Origin of the sequence: Streptomyces sp. KL116D (assembly GCF_030766975.1) — a bacterium.
Taxonomy (GTDB): domain Bacteria; phylum Actinomycetota; class Actinomycetes; order Streptomycetales; family Streptomycetaceae; genus Streptomyces; species Streptomyces longispororuber_A.
Genome location: NZ_JASERH010000064.1, coordinates 1 through 18,323, shown reverse-complemented (window position 1 = coordinate 18,323; position 18,323 = coordinate 1). Strand labels below are relative to the sequence as shown.

Genomic DNA, 18,323 nt, shown 5'->3' with positions numbered 1-18,323 from the left:
GCTACGACAGCTGCCAGCCGCTGAACCCGACCGTGCCGCGCGCCCCGTTCCCGCCGTTCGTCGCGGTCATGAACAGGCCCACGTCCTGCGTCGCCGCCGCCCCCGGCACCGGCACGGTCGCGACGGTCCGCCAGGTCGTCCCGCCGTCCGTGGAGCACTCGCCGGTGTACGACCCGCCGGCCCGGCTCAGCCGCAGCAGCACCGGCGCCTTGATCCCGGTGATCCGCTTGTACGTGTCCAGGGTGCCGTCGCCGTTCGTGTCGTAGGACAGGACCACCCCGTTCGACGGCGTCACCGACAGGTTGAGGAAGCCCTGGGAGCCGGACGTGGCCAGGGAGTTGCGCACGATGATCCCCGCCCGCGCCCAAGCGCCGGTGACCGCCTGCGCGTCCACCCGCAGCACCGCCGACGAGCCGTCCGTGAAGGCGCCCTCCCGGTACGCCGTGCCGAACTCCGTCGTGCCCTTCCACAGATCGGCGCCGCCACCGTCGATCGCGAAACGGTCGTCGAGCTGACCGAAGACGGCCGCGTTGTTGCTGTACGTCTTCCAGCCCGCCGCCAGCGGACCCGCCTCGAAAAGCGTGCCCTTGTGCTCGTACGTGACCCGTTCCTCGCCCGCCGGCCCGTACTGCACGTCGAGGGTGTACGGCAGCGGACGCAGCGGCTCGTCGAGGGGCGTGCCCGGCGCGCTCGCCCGCCACGCCACCGTGCCCTCGCCCGCGGGCGCGACGCTCCTGAGGGAGGTGGCGCCCTCCGGCTCCGCGTCGATGCCCTTCAGCGTGAAGTCGACGCGGCCGGTCGCCCGCAGCCCGTTGACGTTGCGGAACGTGGCCGCCACGCGCGCGTGCCCGCCCGGCGGGAAGGCGGGCGGCTCGGCGGTGACCGTGAGGGCGCCCTGGTAGGGGGCGCGGGCGAGCACGTCCCGGACGCGGGCGGCCGTCCTGTACGTGTCCCCGTACGGGCGCAGCGGATAGTCCTTGCGCTCCCGGGTCCACGGCTCCTCGAACGCGAACCAGTCGATCGTCGCCGGCGCCCGGCCCGCCGCGAGCGCGTCCTGCAGCTCGTCGAGCCACTTCTGCCAGCGCGGCAGGTAGAAGTCGGCCATCAGGCCGTGCCATTCGCGGTTGCCGTACTCGTGCAGGTTGCCGGGGTCGGACGTGGCCCGGTCGCCCCACACGGTGATCAGGACCTTCGCGCAGCGCTCGAACTCGGCGCGCTCGGCGTCGTTCGTGGCCAGGTTCCTGGCGTCCTGGATCCACGGGCCGAGCAGGAACGCCTGGGCGGTGCCCGTCACGTCGTCCGACAGCCGCATCAGCTTCAGCCACAGCGTCGACAGGGCCTTGAAGGTCGCCTGGTCCTTGGCCGCGTACGCAGCCTTGAGCTGGGGCAGCAGCTGGCGGCTGCGGTGCGCGAGGGCCTGGCGCGCGACGTCCACGAGGTCGTTCTTGTAGGCGGCGCTGCCCCGCAGACCGCCCGCCACGCCCAGGAGCCCGGCGAGCGCCGCGTCGAAGCGGCCCGGGTCGTAGGTCAGGGCGCGCGGCGCGTAGTAGGCGGCGCGGTCGGCCGACAGGTCGGGACGGGCGGCGAACAGCGAGTCGTGCGGGTCGGAGCGCTCCACCGCCTTCTGCTGGTACGCGGTGTCGTGCAGCGCCTGCCAGGCGGCGCGGGCGTCCTTGTCGCGGCGGCCGTAGCGGAAGTCGGCGTACGAGGCGAACCAGGCCGCCCGGTCCACCTTGCTCTCCGTCCACGCCAGTTCGGACCAGAGCTCGAACGCGGCCGGGTCGCGGTCCGTCGCCTCCGGCATGAAGGCCGTCCCGGCGAGCGCGCTGCCCGGCTTGTCGCGCCACGCGAAGAACTTCTCGTTCCAGATGTGCGCGCGGGCCCCGATCGTCGTGCGGCCGCCGAAGTTCGGGATCGTGCCGAACGCGTACGGGGTGCCGCCCCAGTCCTTCTCGCGGTCGGTGACGGACGTGTACCGGTCCGAGACGCCGTCGACGATCAGCATCTTCTTCTTGTCGATGGCGTCGAGCAGCTCGGGCAGCGGGTTGGCCTCCCAGCCGAGGATCACCCAGGTCGCGCCCGGGCGGTTCTTCCGCAGCGCCGCCTCCACGCCGCGCGCCGCGTCCGGCACCGGCACGTCGCCCGCCGTGCCGCCCTCGTGCAGCAGGTCCATCTTGAACGCGTCGACCTCGCCGAACAGGTCCTTCTGGTGGCCGTAGAACGACTCGGCGACCTGCGCGAACGACGTGGTGCGCGGATCGAGCCAGTCGGGGCGCTCGAAGCCGTGCCAGACGCCCTGCGGCACGACGTGCGCGTCCCCGCCGTTGCGCTCGACGAAGCCCTTCGGGACGTGCCCGTAGTAGCCGGGCAGCACCGGCTTCATGCCGAGCGCGCGCAGCCGGTCGGTGATCTTCCGGCCCAGCGCGGCGCGCTTCGCGATGAGTTCGGGGGTGAGCGGACCGCCGTAGCCGGAGAGGTTCTGCAGCAGCCACCACGGCTGGTGCGAGGGCGCCGGGAGCCAGGCCCTCGACTCCTCGTCGCTGTAGCCGAAGTCCTTCAGGACGCGGTGGTAGACGGCCTCCATGCCCGCGATGACGAGGACCTCGTTGCAGCCGTGCAGCGCGAGCACGTCGATCATGCGCTCCCAGTACGGCCAGTCGGCGAAGGGCGCCGTGTAGCCGTCGTTGGTGTCGTTGAGCGCGAAGCGGTGCGGGAGCGACGTCGAGCGCTCCAGGGGGCGGGCGGGTGCCGGCAGCTTGTTCGGCAGGTCCAGCTGGCTGCCGTTCCACGCGATGTGCGCCCCGCACACGTACTTCAGATACCAGTGGACCCCGGCCAGGATCACGGCCGGGGTCGTCCCGTACACCTCGATGCGGCCCCGTGTCCCGGACACCCGGAAACGGTCCGCGCCGCCCTGCGGGGCGACCAGTCTGAGATCGAACTGGTCCGCATGGTGCGGCAGTTGCCTTTTGAGCGCGGCGAGCGCCGCGGACGTATCAACCGCCGGAGCGGCATGTGCGGCCGTCGGCACGGCCAGGCCCCCCAGGGCAGTGCCGAGCCCGACGGCACCTGCCGTGCCGAGAACCGTGCGTCTCGTTGGCGCGGACATACGTGTGACCCCCCTGCGTCGCGGATGGTGCGGCGCACGCTAACCGGGCGCACGTCCGTGCTCAACGGTGCGCACGGGGTCGGCGCGAACGTGTCGGTGCACGGAACGCATACGGGACAGGAGTGCGCAATGAGGAAGCTGCTGGTGGCGGGGGTCGTGGCGCTCGCGGCCGCGACCGGGTGCACGGCCCACGGGGACGGCCGCCCGGCGCCGAAGATCCCCCGAACGGCGAGCGGCTCACTGGAGCAACTGGCACACCGGGCGGGCTGTGCGAAGCCCGACGTCCAGACCGACGCCGACGAGCTGCGCCAGGCCAACTGCGGCTCGGGTCGCTCCCGTTGGGTGCTGGCCACCTTCGCCACCGACCGCGGCCAGGCCGAGTGGCTGGACGCGGCCGACGACTACGGCGGCACCTACCTCGTCGGCCGCCGGTGGATCGCCGTCGGCCCCGACCGGGTCGTGACAGAGCTGCGCGGCCGGCTCGGCGGGACCGTGGAGCGGTCCTCCTCGCACCACTCGGGGAGTAGCGGTGGTGGGGGTCACGAGGAGTCGCCCGGCTCCGGGCACACGGGTCACCACTGAGCCGGCCGCGCAGCGGCCGGGGGAGTGCGGTCAGGTGCAGCGGTCGCCCCGGTTGATGCAGCTCGCGACGCGCTGCATCAGCCGGGTGTCGAAGACGTTGATGAAGTCGCCGTGGTCGGTGACCGGCTTGTGCAGCTGCTCGGGGAACGAGTCGACGGCAAAGCCGGGACCCGGCGGCACGTCGTACACGATGCGCTGCACCAGCTGCGGGATGGCCTTGAAGCCCTGCGGGCAGGCGCCGGTCCGCGGGTCCTCGAAGGCCACGTGCGTGCGGTGGTTGGCGCTGTCGGTGTTCGTCCCGTCCCAGCAGCTCTGGAACCGGAAGGTGCGCACGACCTTCGAGCCGTCCGGGCAGATCGGGTACTTGTCCTTCAGCTGCCGGTTCTCGAACCCGGTGCAGCTCCACGAGGCGTTGGCGTTCGCGTCGCCGTTGGTGAACGCCTTCGCGTCACCCGTGATGATCCGCAGGAAGCGCGGCATCGCCACGACCTTGCTGGTCGGATTCCCGTCGAATTTCAAGGTCACCGAGGCCGGTGTCTGGATCTCTCCGACGTTCTGGTCCTTTCCGCCGCCGTCGGCGCCCGCGTCCGCCTCGTCCTTTCCGTTCTGCAGCCTGAGCACCGGCCAGTAATAGGTCGACTTGTCCCCGCGATTGCGGCAGCTGGTCTGCCCCGCGGCGAGATCGTCGTCACTGGAGAAGGCGTCCGTCGCCTGATTTCCCACGTAATCGTGCATGTGGTGAGCGCCATTGCTCACACCGGGCGCGACAATGACATTGTCCGGATTGAACTTGCCGTTCTGATTGCGCCCGCAGGCGGTCGTGAACGTGCCGCGTGACGCGCCGCGCTGGTTGCGGGCGGCGTTGACATTGGGCTGGACGGACTCGATGGCGACGAAGTCGCCCGCCTCCGGGCCGTTGCCGGTGCTCGGCTGCCCGGGCTGTCCGGACTGACCCGGCTGCCCGGACTGGCCGGGCTGGCCGGGCTGCTCCGGCTGCTGCGACGGGTTCTGGCCGGGCGCCGAACTGCCGGACGGCGCGGGCGAGCTGCCCCCGCTGTTGCCGGTCGACCGGCCCGTGCACTGCGCCATCCCGTCGAGCCCGTCCGGCGGCTGCCCGCCCGCACGCCCGATGTCCTGGCCGATCCGGCCGAGGACGGCCACGCGCTTGTCCTTCAGCGGGCCCAGAATGCTGTTCTGCACGAAGTTCGGGTCCTGGGCGGCGGCGGCCCGGTTCGACGCGAGCCGCTGATACGCCTCGGTGATCTGGCTGTCCAGCGTGGCCAGTTCACCGTCGACCCGGCCACGGGCCCCGTCCGGCACGTCGGGCAGGGCGTTGCCGACGTCCGGGCAGTCGATGGTGGCCACTTGTGTCTGCTGCGCTGCGCTGCTCGCGTCCTGTCCCGATTCCCCGGAGGTTTCTTCATGGGCCGACGCGTACACATTGACAGCGACCAGCCCACCTCCGCCCAGGAGCAGTGCGGCCGACGCGATGGTCATCCGCGTCGCCAGCGAAGAGCGCCGTTTCCGTGAGGTGCGTCCCATGGGACTACGTACGCAACGCGAGCCGCCGATGTTCAAAGCGGCCCTCAGGAAACTCCGGAATCCCTTATCGCCCTTGATCCAGATAGGCGAGCACGGCGAGAACCCGCCGATTGTCGTCGTCCGACACCGGAAGTCCCAGTTTTCCGAAGATATTCGACGTGTGCTTCGCGATCGCCCGTTCCGTGACCACGAGTTGACCGGCGATCGCCGCGTTGGACCGGCCCTGCGCCATCAGTTCGAGGACCTCCAGCTCCCGCGGGGTGAGCCCGCCGAGCGGCGGGTCCGCCGCCCGCCGCGACAGCAGCTGCTGGATCACCTGCGGGTCCATCGCGGTCCCGCCGGCGGCCACCCGCCGCACCGCGTCGACGAACTGATCGGCGTCGAAGACCCGGTCCTTCAGCAGGTACCCGACCCCGCCGGTCCCGTCGGCGAGCAGCTCGCGGGCGTACAGCTGCTCCACGTGCTGCGACAGGACGAGCACCGGAAGACCCGGCCGGGCCCGCCGCGCCGCGAGCGCGCACTGCAGGCCCTCGTCCGTGTGCGAGGGCGGCAGGCGCACGTCGACGACGGCGACGTCCGGGTCCAACTCCGCCAGGGCCTTGGTGAGTTCGGGTCCGCTCTCGACGGCGGCCGCGATCTCGAAGTCGTACGCCTCCAGCATCCGCACGAGCCCGTCCCGCAGCAGGAACAGGTCTTCGGCTAGGACAACACGCAAGGGATCTCCATGGTCACCATGGTCGGACCGCCCGCGGGGGAGCTGACGGCGAGGACACCGTCGAATGTACCGAGCCTGCGCTCGATCCCGCTCAGCCCGCCGCCGGCTCCGATCACCGCGCCGCCCCTGCCGTTGTCGGTGACGGAGACCCGCAGCATGCCGTCGCCGTGCGCGATGTCGACCCAGATCCGGTCCGCGCCCGCGTGCTTCACGGCATTGGTGAGCGCCTCGCTGACCGCGAAGTACGCGGCGGACTCGACGGGTGCGTCGGCCCGCCCGGCCGGCTCCACGTCGACCTCCGTCGCGACGGGCAGCCGCAGCGCCAACGCCCGTACGGCGTCGCCGAGTCCACGCTCGGCGAGCACCGGCGGATGGATGCCGCGCACCAGGTCGCGCAGTTCGGTCAGCGCGTCCGCCGACGACTGCCTGGCCTGCGCCAGCAGCTCCTTCGCCCGGGCCGGGTCCTTCTCGATCAGCGCCTCGACGGTGCCCAGGTCCATGCCCATCGCGACGAGCCGGGCCTGCGCCCCGTCGTGCAGATCCCGCTCGATGCGCCGCAGTTCGGCCGCGGAGGTGTCCACGGCGTCCCGTCGGGTCTCGGTCAACACCCGGACCCGCTCGGCGAGTTCACCGTCCGCCGGGGCGAGTACGGACCGGGTCAGCAGGAAGTGCACGCGCAGCAGGGCGGGCGCCGTGAACAGCCCGGTGACCAGCAGCGCCGTCGCCAGCAGCGCGGCGAGCAGCGCCGTGCCCTGGCCGCTGATCGGCACGAACCCGTACCAGTAGCCGACGTGCGTGCCGTCCGTGAACACCCGCCACAGCCCGGCCGCGATGGCGTACCCCTCCAGCGGATAGAACACGAGCCCCGCCGGCAGCACCGCCGTCACGAATCCGGCCGTCATGTCGACCAGCAGCCAGCGCAGGTCCCGCCAGGTCGCCGGATCGCCGAGCATCAGCCGGCACCGCTCCAGCTGCCCGACGATCCCGCCGCGCAGATCGTCCGGAAAGGGCCGGTACGTCGCCGGGATCCGGACCCCGCACCACTCGGCGGCGACGACCCGCCGCCAGTTCGCCCAGTGCCGCACCAGCCCGAGCACCCACGGCGTGGTCAGCGCGCCGACCCCGAGCAGCACGAAGACGATCGACAGCACGGACAGCACGAACAAGGTGATCGACCCGGCGAGCCCGACCGCGGCGAGACACAGTCCCCGCAGCCCCGCCCGCACGGCGCTCCGCACCCTCGCAGCCATTCCGCACTCCGTCCGTTCCCCGACTCCCGACCCTCACAGTGTCGCCGCTGGAACGGCCCCGGTCAGTGGGAACGGCACCCGTACCGGGGTGTCACTGGGTACACCCCGGCACGCGCGGATCAGCGGCCGGCCGGCGGTGCGTACTTGTAACCCACGCGCCGCACCGTCTGGATCACCTTGCGGTGCTCGGCGCCCAGCTTGCGGCGCAGCCGGGCGACGTGGACGTCGACGGTGCGGCCGTCGCCGACGTGCCCGTAGCCCCACACCGTGGTGACCAGCTGGTCCCGGGTGTGCACCCGGTGCGGGTGCGCGACGAGATGGGCGAGCAGCTCGAACTCCAGGTAGGTGAGGTCGAGTTGGCGTCCGTCGACCCGCGCGGTGCGCTGCGCGCCGTCGATGCCGATGAGCGTGTCGGAGGCGGCCGGCGCGGGCTCGTCGGCGGGCACCGGTGTGGGGAGCAGCGGCTGCTGGTCGGCCGGCACGAGCACCAGGTAGCCGATCATCGGCGGGCGGCCCGGCAGGGTGGGCAGGGTGTGCGGCGGGGCGGGCAGCAGGGTCGCGCCCGGCGGCAGGAACTCCGTCACGTCGACGATCTCGTCGCGGTCGACGGCGCGCAGCCGGGTACGGGCGGGGGAGGGGGCAACGGAGAGGGAGCGGGCGTTAGCCATGAGTGGTCGACTCTTTCGCGCGAGAGGCCGTCTGGGAAGGGACGTACGTCGTGCGCGCAGACCGAAGGCCGTACGGCTTTAGAGGGCCTGCGCGTTCATCGCGCGGCAACACACCCGGTCGAAGTCGTGGTGCTGTCGGGAAGGCCAGAACGGCTCGAGGTCGTCACGGTGACCTCGTGCGGTGGTGTCCTGGAAGCTGGCCATGCCCATATTGAAGCAGACGGAGTGCGCAAAGGAGAGGGCGCCCGCGCAAGACGCGGGCGCCCAAGTGCGGCTCATGGCCGGAATCAGACCTGGCCGGCCTTCTCCAGGGCGGAGCAGCAGGTGTCGACGAGGAGCCGGGTGACGACGTACGGGTCGACGTTGGCGTTCGGGCGGCGGTCCTCGATGTAGCCCTTGCCGTCCTTCTCGACCTGCCACGGGATGCGGACCGAGGCGCCGCGGTCCGAGACGCCGTAGGAGTACTCGTTCCACGGGGCGGTCTCGTGCAGACCGGTCAGGCGGTCGTCGATGCCGGCGCCGTAGTTCTTGACGTGGTCCATCGGCTTGGAGCCCTCGCCGAGCGACTCGCAGGCGGTGATGATCGCGTCGTAGCCCTCGCGCATCGCCTTGGTCGAGAAGTTGGTGTGCGCGCCGGCGCCGTTCCAGTCGCCCTTGACCGGCTTCGGGTCGAGGGTGGCCGAGACCTTGAAGTCCTCGGCGGTGCGGTAGAGCAGCCAGCGGGCCACCCACAGCTGGTCGGAGACCTCCAGCGGGGCGAGCGGGCCGACCTGGAACTCCCACTGACCGGGCATGACCTCGGCGTTGATGCCGGAGATGCCGAGGCCCGCCTTGAGGCAGTTGTCCAGGTGCGCCTCGACGACGTCACGGCCGTGGATCTCGTCGGTGCCGACGCCGCAGTAGTAGCCGCCCTGCGCGGCGGGGAAGCCGCCGACCGGGAAGCCGAGCGGGCGCTCGCCCTCGAAGAACGTGTATTCCTGCTCGATGCCGAAGATCGGCTCCTGCGCGCCGAACTTCTCCTCGACCTCGGCGAGCGCGGCCCGCGTGTTGGACTCGTGCGGCGTCATGTCGATGTTGAGGACCTCGCACATGACGAGCACGTCGTCGCCGCCGCGGATCGGGTCCGGGTACACGGCGACGGGCTTGAGCACGCGGTCGGAGGCGTGGCCCTCGGCCTGGTTGGTGGAGGACCCGTCGAAGCCCCAGATCGGCAGCGTGTCCAGGCCGGCGGGCGTGCCCGCGATTATCTTCGTCTTCGAACGAAGCTTGGCCGTCGGCTCGGTGCCGTCGATCCAGATGTACTCAGCCTTGAACGTCACGGGGCCACATCCTCACTCACGGGTCTCTATCTGCCGGGCAGCCTGTCAACAGGCGATTTCCCGGCCGTTGCCCGTGTGTGAACCCCGTGTTACCGGAGTCGCCCGGGGCGGGACGCGGCCCGTGACCTCGTATGCGATCAGGGGGGGGCGGTCAGCCGCGGCCCAGCGCGTCCCGTACCGCCTCCTCGCTGCGCGCCACCACCGCCGTGCCGTCGTCGGCCGTGATGATCGGGCGCTGGATCAGCTTCGGGTGCGCGGCGAGGGCCTCGATCCACTGCTCGCGGGCGTCCGCGTCGCGCGCCCAGTCCTTCAGGCCCAGCTCCTTCGCGGCCGCCTCGCCGGTGCGGGTGATGTCCCACGGTTCGAGTCCGAGCCGGTCGAGCACGGCACGGATCTCGTCGGGGGCCGGTACGTCCTCCAGGTAGCGGCGCACCGTGTAGTCGGCGCCCTCGGCGTCGAGCAGGGTGAGCGCGCTGCGGCACTTCGAGCAGGCCGGGTTGATCCAGATCTCCATGGGGCCAACGGTACGCGAGAGGCCTTTCGCGACGGTCCCAACTGGGGTCTGGCCAGCGGCTTTTGTCAGTGGTCGGCAGTAGAATAGAAGCAGTGTTCGAGAGCTTTCGGGGGCTTTCGAGTCCGCGACAGGAGGATGCCTGTGCCCGCTGCCGCCGCTCCGATGTTGATCGATCTGCCGTACACGCCGCTCGAGAAGAGGCCGCTCCCCGCGGGGCGACCCCGCGACTGGTACATCACGCACAACCGTCGCCTGAAGGCCATGCGCCTGGCGATAGCCCTGCTCGACTCCGGCGTCTACCTTCCCAACCAGGCCCACAACCGAAGGATCCGTTCCACGGCCGAGCTCATCGGCATCCACCCGCCGTCGGACACGACGTGCCACATGGTGCGGGCGCTGATGCGCTACAGCCGCTGACCCGTGCGTTTCCCGGTGGCCGGGTGACCTCGGCCACCGGGTGTGCGCGTGCGCGCCGTGGTGGGGCGGCCGTTCACCGGCGGGTGCGGGTCCGTCGTGGCTGGCCGCGCAGTTCCCCGCGCCCCTGGAGGCGCGGCTCCGCCGCCGCCTCTGTCCGCCTCAAGAGCCCGTCGCCGCCAGCTCCTTCTCCAGGGGCGTGCGGAAGCGGGGCGTCACCCGCGTTCCGGCCGCCCACGCGGACAGGCGCGCGGCCTGCGCCGTCACCGCCCGCTCCGCCGCCCGGCCGCCCGTCGTGTCCAGGAGGCGCCACACCACCTCGCCGTCCGCCCGCTGCGCCCAGCCGCCCACGATCCGCCCGCCCCACCACACCGTGGGACCGATGTTGCCGCTGCCGTCGAAGAGGGCAGGACGCAGCTCCGGCGGGCAGTACCAGTCGCGCTCCTGCCAGCCCATCGCCGTGGGGTCGAGGCCCGGCAGCAGCGCCGCCCACGGCCCGGGATCGGCGTCGGGCGCGTCCACCCGGTCCGGCATGACGTACCCCGTGCCGCCGCCGTCGAGCGACACCGGCACCGCCTCCACCGCGGCCAGCGCCCTGCGCACGTCCGTGACCTTCCAGCCGGTCCACCACTTGAGGTCCCCCTCCGTGGCGGGCCCGCACGCCGTGAGCCAGCGGCCGAGCAGCTCCGACTGGGCCTCGGCGACCGGGAGTTCGGGATGCGGCGGGGCGATCGCCCAGCGGAACTGCGTCGAGGTCCACGAGCCGAGCGGCCGGCCCCGTACGACCCGCCCCTCCACCCCGAGCACCCGCATCAGCCGCGACGACACCGTCTGCTCGGCCTCGTAGCTCTTCCCCCTGCCGTACGTGAACTGCTCCTTCAACCGGGGCTCGTCCACGGTCAGTTCGGTCACCGTGGCCTCACCGCGCCGCTCCAGCGCGGCCAGCGCCGACGCCTCGACCTCCGTCAGCCACTCGGGCGTGAGCCGCCCGTCGCTGCCCGTCGTCAGGTCCTTGAGCAGCCCGGCCCGCGCCTTCGCCGCGACCGCGAGCCCGGTCGACGCGTGCACGGTCGCCGCGAACTCCGTCGGGAACACGAACACGGTGTGCCGCATCCCGTGCATCCGCACCAGCGTCCGGTCCTCGTACAGGGCCCGCTCCAGATCCGGCACGGTCGGGCCCGGGTCGGCGAGCCGCGCCCCGACCCCGAGGTAGACGGTCGCCGGGTCCGTGCCGTGCAGCGCCACGAGCGAACGCGCCACGTCCTCCGCGTGCTCCGCCCGCGCGGCCGGGGCGAGCCGGTGCGCGAGGGCGAGCCGGACGCGCCGCTCGGCGGTGCCGATGTGCCTCCTGGGTCCGCTGTTCATGCCGGCCATCCTGCCGGACCGGTCACCTGTTTGCCGTACTTGGCATGCGGGCCCCCGGAGGCGCACCGTTGACTGGGCGGACGCAGTGGAGCGCGCGAGCGGAGGTGTTCGGATGGCCGGCATGCGAGGTGGACGAGCGGTGGGCGCGACCGTGCTGGCGGCAGCCCTGGCCGTCGGTGTCGCGGGCTGCTCCGACAGCGACACCAGCCCCTCCGACGCCGCCTCCAAGGCGGCCGACGTGCTGGCGTCCGCGACCGCCGAGGCGCAGGACAAGATCGACGAGTTCAAGAACGGCGTCGACGCCAAGGGCGACGTGAAGCTCGGCGACGTGAGCAAGGACGGCGACCGCGCCACGGTGCCGGTGACGGCCACGAACGGGGCCTCGTCCACGAAGTCGTACCTCGTCCTCGTCTCCTTCAAGGACAGCGGCGGCAACACGCTCGACACGGTCGCGCTCAACGTGAACGGGGTCGAGGCAGGAAAGTCGAAGGAAGCCACGGCCCGCAGCCACCGCTCCCTCGACGGTGACATCACCGCCGACGTCACCCGCGCCCTGCGCCACTGAACGGCGGGGCGTACGCCATGAGCAGCCCCGCCGACCGCGCAGCCCAGGGGAAACGTGCCCGCAAGCACGCCCCCCGGTCCGCGCACGCCCCCTGGATACCGGCTGCCGACCGCCCCGACCCCGTCGTCGTCCTGGAACGGCAGGGCGCCGACCGGCTCCCCGACCTGCTGCCCATCCGGTACGGACGGATGGCGGCGAGCCCGTTCGCGTTCCTGCGCGGCGCCGCGGCCGTCATGGCGGGCGACCTCGCGGCGAACCCGCACACCGGGCTGACCGTCCAGCTCTGCGGCGACGCGCACCTGCTGAACTTCGGCCTGTTCGCCTCGCCCGAGCGCTCCCTCCTCTTCGACCTCAACGACTTCGACGAGACCTATCCCGGCCCCTTCGAGTGGGACGTCAAACGGCTCGCCGCGTCGGTCGCCGTCGCCGCCCGCGGCAACGGCCACAGCGACAAGGAGGCCCACCGCGCGGCCCTCGCCGCGACCGCCGCGTACCGCACGAACATGCGCAGACTGGCCGGCCTCGGGGAGCTCGCCGTCTGGTACGAGCGCATCGACGCCCACGACCTGCTGCCGCTGATCCGCTCCGCCCGGCACCGCCGCCGCGCCGAGCACACCCTCGCCCAGGCCACCCGGCGCACCAGCCTCCACGCCCTCGCCAAACTCACCGAGACCACGCCCGACGGCCGCCGCCGCATCGTCCACGACCCGCCCCTGCTGGAACCGGCGGGCGTCTCCGACGCGGCGGCCATCCGCAAGATGTTCGGCGACTACCGCTCCACGCTCGCCGAGGAACGCCGCCGGCTCCTGGACCGGTACCGGTTCGTGGACGCCGCCCGCAAGGTCGTCGGCGTCGGCAGCGTCGGCACCCGCTGCTTCATCGTGCTGCTCGCCGGCCGCGACACCGACGACCCGCTCTTCCTCCAGATCAAGGAGGCGACCCGCTCGGTGATCGAGGACCATGTCCCGTACCACGGCCCCTACATCCACCCCGGTCACCGCGTCGTCTCGGGACAGCGCCTCCTCCAGGCGGCGAGCGACATCTTCCTCGGCTGGATGACGGGCCCCCAGGGCCGCGCCTTCTACTGGCGCCAGCTGCGCGACATGAAGGGGTCCGCCGACGTCGCCGTCATGCGCCCCGACGAGCTCACCGCCTACGCCCGGCTGTGCGGCGTCGCCCTGTCCCGCGCCCACGCCCGCTCCGGCGACCGCATCGCCATCGCCGCCTACCTCGGCAAGACGGACCCCTTCGACCGCGCCGTCGCCGCGTTCGCCCTGCGCTACGCGGACCAGACGGACCGCGACCACGCCGTCCTGCGCCGCGCCGTCTCGGAGGGCGTCCTGACGGCCACCCCCGGCGCCTGACCAGTCCTTCGGCCATCGCATGCGCCGCTCGAAGGCCCGCGCGGGACTACGCTCGTACTGTGCCGTCCAACCTCAGCACCGCCGACAGTTTCGCCGTCATCGCCGTCGCCGCGTCCGCCGGTGGCATCCACGGCCTGGCGACCTTGCTCGGCGGCCTCGGAGCGGACTTCCCGGTGCCCGTGCTGATCGTGCAGCACCTGGACCCGCGCCACCGCACCGTGCTGGCCGAGATCCTCGACCGCCGCACCGATCTGACCGTCAAGCTCGCCGAGCAGGACGAGCCCGCCCACGCCGGCACCGTCTACATCGCGCCGCCCGACCGGCACCTCCTGGCCGGACCCGACGGCACGCTCTCGCTGTCCCGGAGCGAGCTCGTCCACTTCCTGCGGCCCTCCGCCGACCTGCTCTTCGAGTCCGTCGCGGGCGCCTACGGATCCCGCGCGGTGGCCGTCGTGCTCACGGGCACCGGCAACGACGGCGCCATGGGTGTCGACGCGGTGAAGTCGCGGGGCGGTACCGTGATCGCCCAGGATCCGGAGACCGCCGAATTTTCCGGCATGCCGGAGGCGGCCGTGGGTACGGGAGCAGTTGACTTCGTGCTACCTCTGGAGGAGATCCCCACGGTGATCCGGGGACTTGTCGACATCAAGAGGCAGTAGGACGGACCATGGCGGCTGACGCGCAGGACGTAGAGACGGACGAGGAGCTCGAGGGGCTGCTCGAATTCCTGCGGGACGCGCGGGGATTCGACTTCTCCGGCTACAAGCGCTCGTCCCTCGGGCGGCGCATCCGCAAGCGCATGTCGGACGTCGGCATCGACTCGTACGCCGACTACCGCGACCAGCTGGAGACGAACGCGGGCGAGTTCGGCGCCCTGTTCAACACCATCCTGATCAACGTCACCTCCGTCTTCCGCGACGCCGACGCCTGGACGTTCCTGCAGCGCGAGGTGGTGCCCGAGCTCCTCGCGCAGGTCGGCGGCGACGAGGAGATCCGGGTGTGGAGCGCGGGCTGCTCCAGCGGCGAGGAGGCGTACTCGCTGGCCATCATGTTCGCGGAGGCCCTCGGTCTCGAGGAGGCGCTGAACCGGGTCAAGATCTACGGCACCGACGTCGACGACGAGGCGCTGCGCGACGCCCGCTCCGGCCTCTACCCCGCCAAGACCCTCGAACCGCTCGCCCCCGAACTGCGCGACAAGTACTTCGAGCAGAACGGCTCGCAGTTCAGCTTCCGCTCCGACCTGCGCCGCCGGGTCATCTTCGGCCGTCACGACATCACCCGCGACGCCCCGATCTCCCGCCTCGACCTGCTCGTGTGCCGCAACACGCTGATGTACTTCAACGTCGAGGCGCAGACACAGATCATCGACCGGTTCCACTTCGCCCTGCGCGAGGGGGGCTACCTCTTCCTCGGCAAGGCCGAGATGCTGCTCAACGACTCCGACCGGTTCGATGTGATGAGCATGCGCCAGCGTGTCTTCCGGCGGCGGCCCGGCGAGGCGTCGACGCCGTACCAGCCCGTTCCGGTCAAGATGCGGCAGGGCTTCGGGCTGGAGGTCCAGAGCGTGACCCGCAACCGGCAGTTGCGCGACCTCATCCTCGACGCCTCGCCCGGCGCCGCCCTCGCGGTCGACGTCGACGGCATCGTCGTCCTCATCAACAACCACGCCCGCGTCCAGTTCGGACTGACCGCCAACGACATCGGGCGCCCCTTCCAGGACCTGGAGATCTCCTACCGTCCCGTCGAACTGCGCTCCCTGATCGAGCAGGCCACGCACGAGCGCCGCACCCTGCGGGTGAACGGGGCGGAGCGCCGGGTCGGCGAGGACGTCCAGTACTTCGACATCCTCATCCAGCCGCTCGTCGGCTCGGCCGGACTGCCCGCCGCCACCAACATCACCTTCACCGACGTCACGGTCGCCACGCAGCTCAAGGCCGAGGTCAAGCGGGTGCGCGAGGACCTGGAGACCGCCTACGAGGAACTCCAGTCCACGAACGAAGAGTTGGAGACGACGAACGAGGAACTCCAGTCCTCCATCGAGGAGTTGGAGACGACGAACGAAGAACTCCAGTCCACGAACGAGGAGTTGGAGACCACCAACGAGGAACTCCAGTCGGGCAACGAGGAACTGGAGACCATGAACGAGGAGATGCGGATCCGCAGCGAGGAGCTGGACGAGGCCCGCGCCTTCCTGGAGGGCGTCCTCACCTCCATCGCGGCCGCCGTCGTCGTCCTCGACAAGGGGTTCAAGGTCAAGAGCTGGAACCGGGGCGCCACCGACCTGTGGGGACTGCGGCAGGACGAGGTGATCGACGAGCCGTTCTTCGGCCTGGACTTCGGTCTGCCGACCAGCGAACTGCTCGCCACGGTCGAGGAATGCGTCAAGACGCGCAAGCGCGGCGCGACGGCCGTGATCAACGCGGTCAACCGACTCGGCCGTCACATCACGTGCACCGTCCAGTGCAGCCCGTTCGACGGCCACCGTGGCGGTGTCGTTCTGCTGATGGAAGAAGGCCGGAGCGACGGTACGGAGTGACCCCGGCGGCGTAGGCTGAGGACATGACGGCCCGGGACCAAGTGCCCGACGGCGCTGCGGTGACATGGCAGAGGGCGGTCCGCGCACGCGAGCGCGCCGACCGTGAGGAACGGCTGGCCGACCATCACGAGGTCTTCGCCCGGCAGACCCGGACAGAGCTGCACTTCAGGATGGCCCACATCCACCGTACGACCGCCGCGCGGCACCGGGTGGCGGCGGACCTCCTCGAGGCCCACGCCGTCCGTACCACCGAATGGACGCGCAGGGGCGGTCCGCCGCCCCTGTTCATGACCGGAGTCGCGGAGGCGTGCGGCACAGCGAGCGTGGCGGTGACCCTCGTCGACGCGGACAGCAACCAGCTGGCCGCCGCCGCGTCCGACGAACCGGCGCGCCACGCACAGGACTTGGAGTACACGCTCGGCGAGGGCCCGGCGCGGGACGCGGTGGCCGAGCTGATCCCCGTCGCCGCGTCCGGAACCGTGCTGCGGTCCCGCTGGCCGGGATACGGACCGGCCATCGAGTCGCTCGGCATCGGCCGTGTGGTCGCCGTGCCGCTCCAGGTGCCGGGGGACTGCATCGGCGCCCTCGCCGTGTTCGACGCGCGCTCCGCCACCACGGACATCACGCGGTTCATGCGGGTCGCCGACGCTCTGACCCGCAGTTTCATCCTCGGCCGCGAGGCGGGCGACGGCCTGTTCGACGAGATCGACCACCGGCCCGAGGTGCACCAGGCCGCCGGAATGGTCTCCGTCCAGACGGGCTGTCACGTCACGGATGCGCTGGAACTGGTCAAAGCGCGCGCGTTCTCCGACGGCCGGGCCGTCGGCGAGGTGGCCCGGGATATCGTCGCAGGACTACTCAAACTCGGCTGAGAGGTCGCTACCGTGACGCTGCAGGAGCAGGAACTTGCCGCGGTCTTCGCCCGGTTGACGGGGGAGGCCGCCCGCGATCCGCTCGACACGCAGGCCCTGCTCGCCGCCCTCGTGGAGAGCGGCCGGCGGTTGTTCGGCGCGCGTGGCGCGATCGTCCAGTACACCCCGGGCGGCGCCGCCGCGATCCAGACCGACGGCACCGACGGTGCCCTGCAGGCCCTGGCCGCGGACGCGGTCGGCTGGCGGGAGGGGCCCGGTCACGACGCCCGTACGACGGGCTGCGCCCTCATCGACGTGGACGTGACCACCCGCCCCACGCAGGTGCGCTGGCCGCGCTGGTCCCCGCGCGTCCTGGCCCTCGGCCACGGCCGCGTCACGGCGCTGCCGCTGTTCTCCAAGGACGGCCCGGCCGGCTGCCTCGTCCTGTTCACGGCGCCCGGCAGTCTCCTCGACGAGCGGGCCCTGAAGCTGTCCCGCTCCCTCGCCGAGACCGCGGGACACACCCTGTCCCTCCAGCGCGAGGTGAGCGAGAGCCGGGTGCTGGCGGGACAGTTGGAGCACGCCCTGTCCAGCCGGGTCGTCGTCGAGCAGGCGAAGGGCATCCTCGCCGCCCGGTACGACCTCACCCTCGAAGCGGCCTTCGCCCGGTTACGCCGCTACGCGCGATCCCGCCAACGAAAGGTCGCCGACGTGGCCCGGGAGGTCATCGAGGGCCGCATCGAACTCCCCACCGACTGACGGAACCTCAGGCTCCCGCAGGCTGCGCCGTGTCCGGCACCGTCTCCTGCGCACTCGCCTGTGTGTCGTGCTGTGCGCCGTGCTTCTCCTGCGCGGCCTTCAGCATGTCGCGCAGCTGCTCCTCCTCCTCGTTGCTCAGCGAGGTCTGCACCAACTGCCCGCCGAACTGGGCGAGTTCCGGCACGACCTTGTCCTTGGCGGCCTGCTTCACCAGCACGAACAGCGCTGCCGCGCCCGGCCGCAGGTTCTGGCTGAGCTCCTTCATGAAGTTGTCGTTGATCCCGGTGTCCGTCATGGCCCCGCCGGCCGCACCGGCGGCCGCGCCCACGGCGGCCCCCACGAACGGCACGAGGAACAGCAGCCCGATGACCCCACCCCACAGCGCCCCGCCCGCGGCGCCCATCGCGGTGTGGTTCACGGCCTGGTGCAGCTTGATCTTCCCGTCGCTCTCCCGCCGCTCGACCACGACGATGTCCTCGAGCTCGACGAGGTGCTCCTTGGTCATCGCCAGGATCTTGTCCCGGACCTGCTGGGCGGTCGCGAGATCGTTGTAGGCGACGACGAACAGATTGCTCATGGCTGCACTCCTCCGAGGCATTCAGTGCGGTCGATTTCGCCCGAGTTTAGGAGCCTTTGCCCCGCTCCGCACGGGGAGACGACCGAACCGGCCCGGCCCGGCCCGGGAACGCACGAGGGCCGGTGCCCCACGAGGGGACACCGGCCCTTGGCTGTGCTCGGGTCGACTTAGATGTCGAAGTACAGCTCGAACT

General features: G+C 71.6%; 18 protein-coding genes. 8 read left to right on the top strand and 10 right to left on the bottom strand.

Going from position 1 to position 18,323, the window contains the following annotated elements:
- Nucleotide 1: 1 nt before the first annotated feature.
- Nucleotides 2-3,109 carry an alpha-N-acetylglucosaminidase gene (locus RBJ77_RS26065; protein WP_372347263.1) on the bottom strand — a complete coding sequence of 1,036 codons (3,108 nt, stop codon included), beginning with the start codon at nt 3,107-3,109 and terminating at the stop codon, nt 2-4.
- Between the two features lie 129 nt (nt 3,110-3,238).
- Here RBJ77_RS26065 and RBJ77_RS26060 point away from each other — a divergent pair, with 129 nt between their 5' ends.
- A complete protein-coding gene (locus RBJ77_RS26060) occupies nt 3,239-3,691 on the top strand; it encodes a hypothetical protein (protein WP_372347262.1) in 453 nt (150 codons plus the stop codon).
- A gap of 30 nt (nt 3,692-3,721) precedes the next feature.
- Here the strand turns inward: RBJ77_RS26060 and RBJ77_RS26055 are convergent, their stop codons facing one another.
- The 7 genes from RBJ77_RS26055 to RBJ77_RS26025 form a co-directional block, all read right to left on the bottom strand.
- Nucleotides 3,722-5,233 (bottom strand): DUF1996 domain-containing protein, encoded by a 1,512-nt coding sequence (locus RBJ77_RS26055; protein ID WP_372347261.1) that lies wholly within the window; start codon nt 5,231-5,233, stop codon nt 3,722-3,724.
- Between the two features lie 64 nt (nt 5,234-5,297).
- Nucleotides 5,298-5,948 carry a LuxR C-terminal-related transcriptional regulator gene (locus tag RBJ77_RS26050; RefSeq protein WP_372347260.1) on the bottom strand — a complete coding sequence of 217 codons (651 nt, stop codon included), beginning with the start codon at nt 5,946-5,948 and terminating at the stop codon, nt 5,298-5,300.
- Nucleotides 5,933-7,198 carry a sensor histidine kinase gene (locus RBJ77_RS26045; protein ID WP_372347259.1) on the bottom strand — a complete coding sequence of 422 codons (1,266 nt, stop codon included), beginning with the start codon at nt 7,196-7,198 and terminating at the stop codon, nt 5,933-5,935. The genes RBJ77_RS26050 and RBJ77_RS26045 overlap by 16 nt, the downstream gene beginning before the upstream one ends.
- 119 nt (nt 7,199-7,317) lie before the next feature.
- Entirely contained in the window at nt 7,318-7,866 is a 549-nt protein-coding gene (locus RBJ77_RS26040; protein ID WP_255969031.1) for a winged helix-turn-helix domain-containing protein, read from the bottom strand.
- Nucleotides 7,867-7,944: 78 nt separating this feature from the next.
- Nucleotides 7,945-8,070, bottom strand: coding sequence for a hypothetical protein (locus tag RBJ77_RS26035; protein ID WP_372347258.1), 126 nt, complete (start codon nt 8,068-8,070; stop codon nt 7,945-7,947).
- An 83-nt stretch (nt 8,071-8,153) separates the two neighbouring features.
- Complete coding sequence (glnII, locus tag RBJ77_RS26030; RefSeq protein ID WP_372347257.1) at nt 8,154-9,185, bottom strand: glutamine synthetase; 1,032 nt, start codon at nt 9,183-9,185, stop codon at nt 8,154-8,156.
- 151 nt (nt 9,186-9,336) lie between these two features.
- A complete protein-coding gene (locus RBJ77_RS26025) occupies nt 9,337-9,699 on the bottom strand; it encodes an arsenate reductase family protein (protein ID WP_372347256.1) in 363 nt (120 codons plus the stop codon).
- Nucleotides 9,700-9,834: 135 nt separating this feature from the next.
- Here RBJ77_RS26025 and RBJ77_RS26020 point away from each other — a divergent pair, with 135 nt between their 5' ends.
- On the top strand, nt 9,835-10,116 hold the full coding sequence (locus RBJ77_RS26020) for a hypothetical protein (RefSeq protein ID WP_372347255.1): 282 nt from the start codon (nt 9,835-9,837) through the stop codon (nt 10,114-10,116).
- 159 nt (nt 10,117-10,275) lie between these two features.
- On the opposite strand, the gene RBJ77_RS26015 is transcribed toward RBJ77_RS26020, so the two are convergent.
- Entirely contained in the window at nt 10,276-11,478 is a 1,203-nt protein-coding gene (locus RBJ77_RS26015) for a winged helix DNA-binding domain-containing protein (RefSeq protein WP_372347254.1), read from the bottom strand.
- 112 nt (nt 11,479-11,590) lie between these two features.
- Here RBJ77_RS26015 and RBJ77_RS26010 point away from each other — a divergent pair, with 112 nt between their 5' ends.
- The 6 genes from RBJ77_RS26010 to RBJ77_RS25985 are packed head-to-tail and all read left to right on the top strand — an operon-like array spanning nt 11,591 to nt 17,553.
- The gene (locus RBJ77_RS26010) at nt 11,591-12,043 is read left to right on the top strand and encodes a hypothetical protein (RefSeq protein WP_372347253.1); all 453 of its coding nucleotides are present in this window, start codon (nt 11,591-11,593) and stop codon (nt 12,041-12,043) included.
- Nucleotides 12,044-12,060: 17 nt separating this feature from the next.
- Nucleotides 12,061-13,407, top strand: a complete 1,347-nt coding sequence (locus tag RBJ77_RS26005; RefSeq protein ID WP_372347252.1) for a DUF2252 domain-containing protein — start codon at nt 12,061-12,063, stop codon at nt 13,405-13,407.
- A 59-nt stretch (nt 13,408-13,466) separates the two neighbouring features.
- Nucleotides 13,467-14,066, top strand: a complete 600-nt coding sequence (locus tag RBJ77_RS26000; RefSeq protein WP_372347251.1) for a chemotaxis protein CheB — start codon at nt 13,467-13,469, stop codon at nt 14,064-14,066.
- An 8-nt stretch (nt 14,067-14,074) separates the two neighbouring features.
- Nucleotides 14,075-15,943, top strand: coding sequence for a CheR family methyltransferase (locus RBJ77_RS25995; RefSeq protein WP_372347250.1), 1,869 nt, complete (start codon nt 14,075-14,077; stop codon nt 15,941-15,943).
- Between the two features lie 59 nt (nt 15,944-16,002).
- Nucleotides 16,003-16,815 carry a GAF domain-containing protein gene (locus RBJ77_RS25990; protein ID WP_372347249.1) on the top strand — a complete coding sequence of 271 codons (813 nt, stop codon included), beginning with the start codon at nt 16,003-16,005 and terminating at the stop codon, nt 16,813-16,815.
- A gap of 12 nt (nt 16,816-16,827) precedes the next feature.
- Entirely contained in the window at nt 16,828-17,553 is a 726-nt protein-coding gene (locus RBJ77_RS25985; protein ID WP_372347248.1) for a GAF and ANTAR domain-containing protein, read from the top strand.
- 7 nt (nt 17,554-17,560) lie between these two features.
- Here the strand turns inward: RBJ77_RS25985 and RBJ77_RS25980 are convergent, their stop codons facing one another.
- Nucleotides 17,561-18,130 carry a DUF1269 domain-containing protein gene (locus tag RBJ77_RS25980; RefSeq protein ID WP_372347247.1) on the bottom strand — a complete coding sequence of 190 codons (570 nt, stop codon included), beginning with the start codon at nt 18,128-18,130 and terminating at the stop codon, nt 17,561-17,563.
- Between the last annotated feature and the right edge of the window lie 193 nt (nt 18,131-18,323).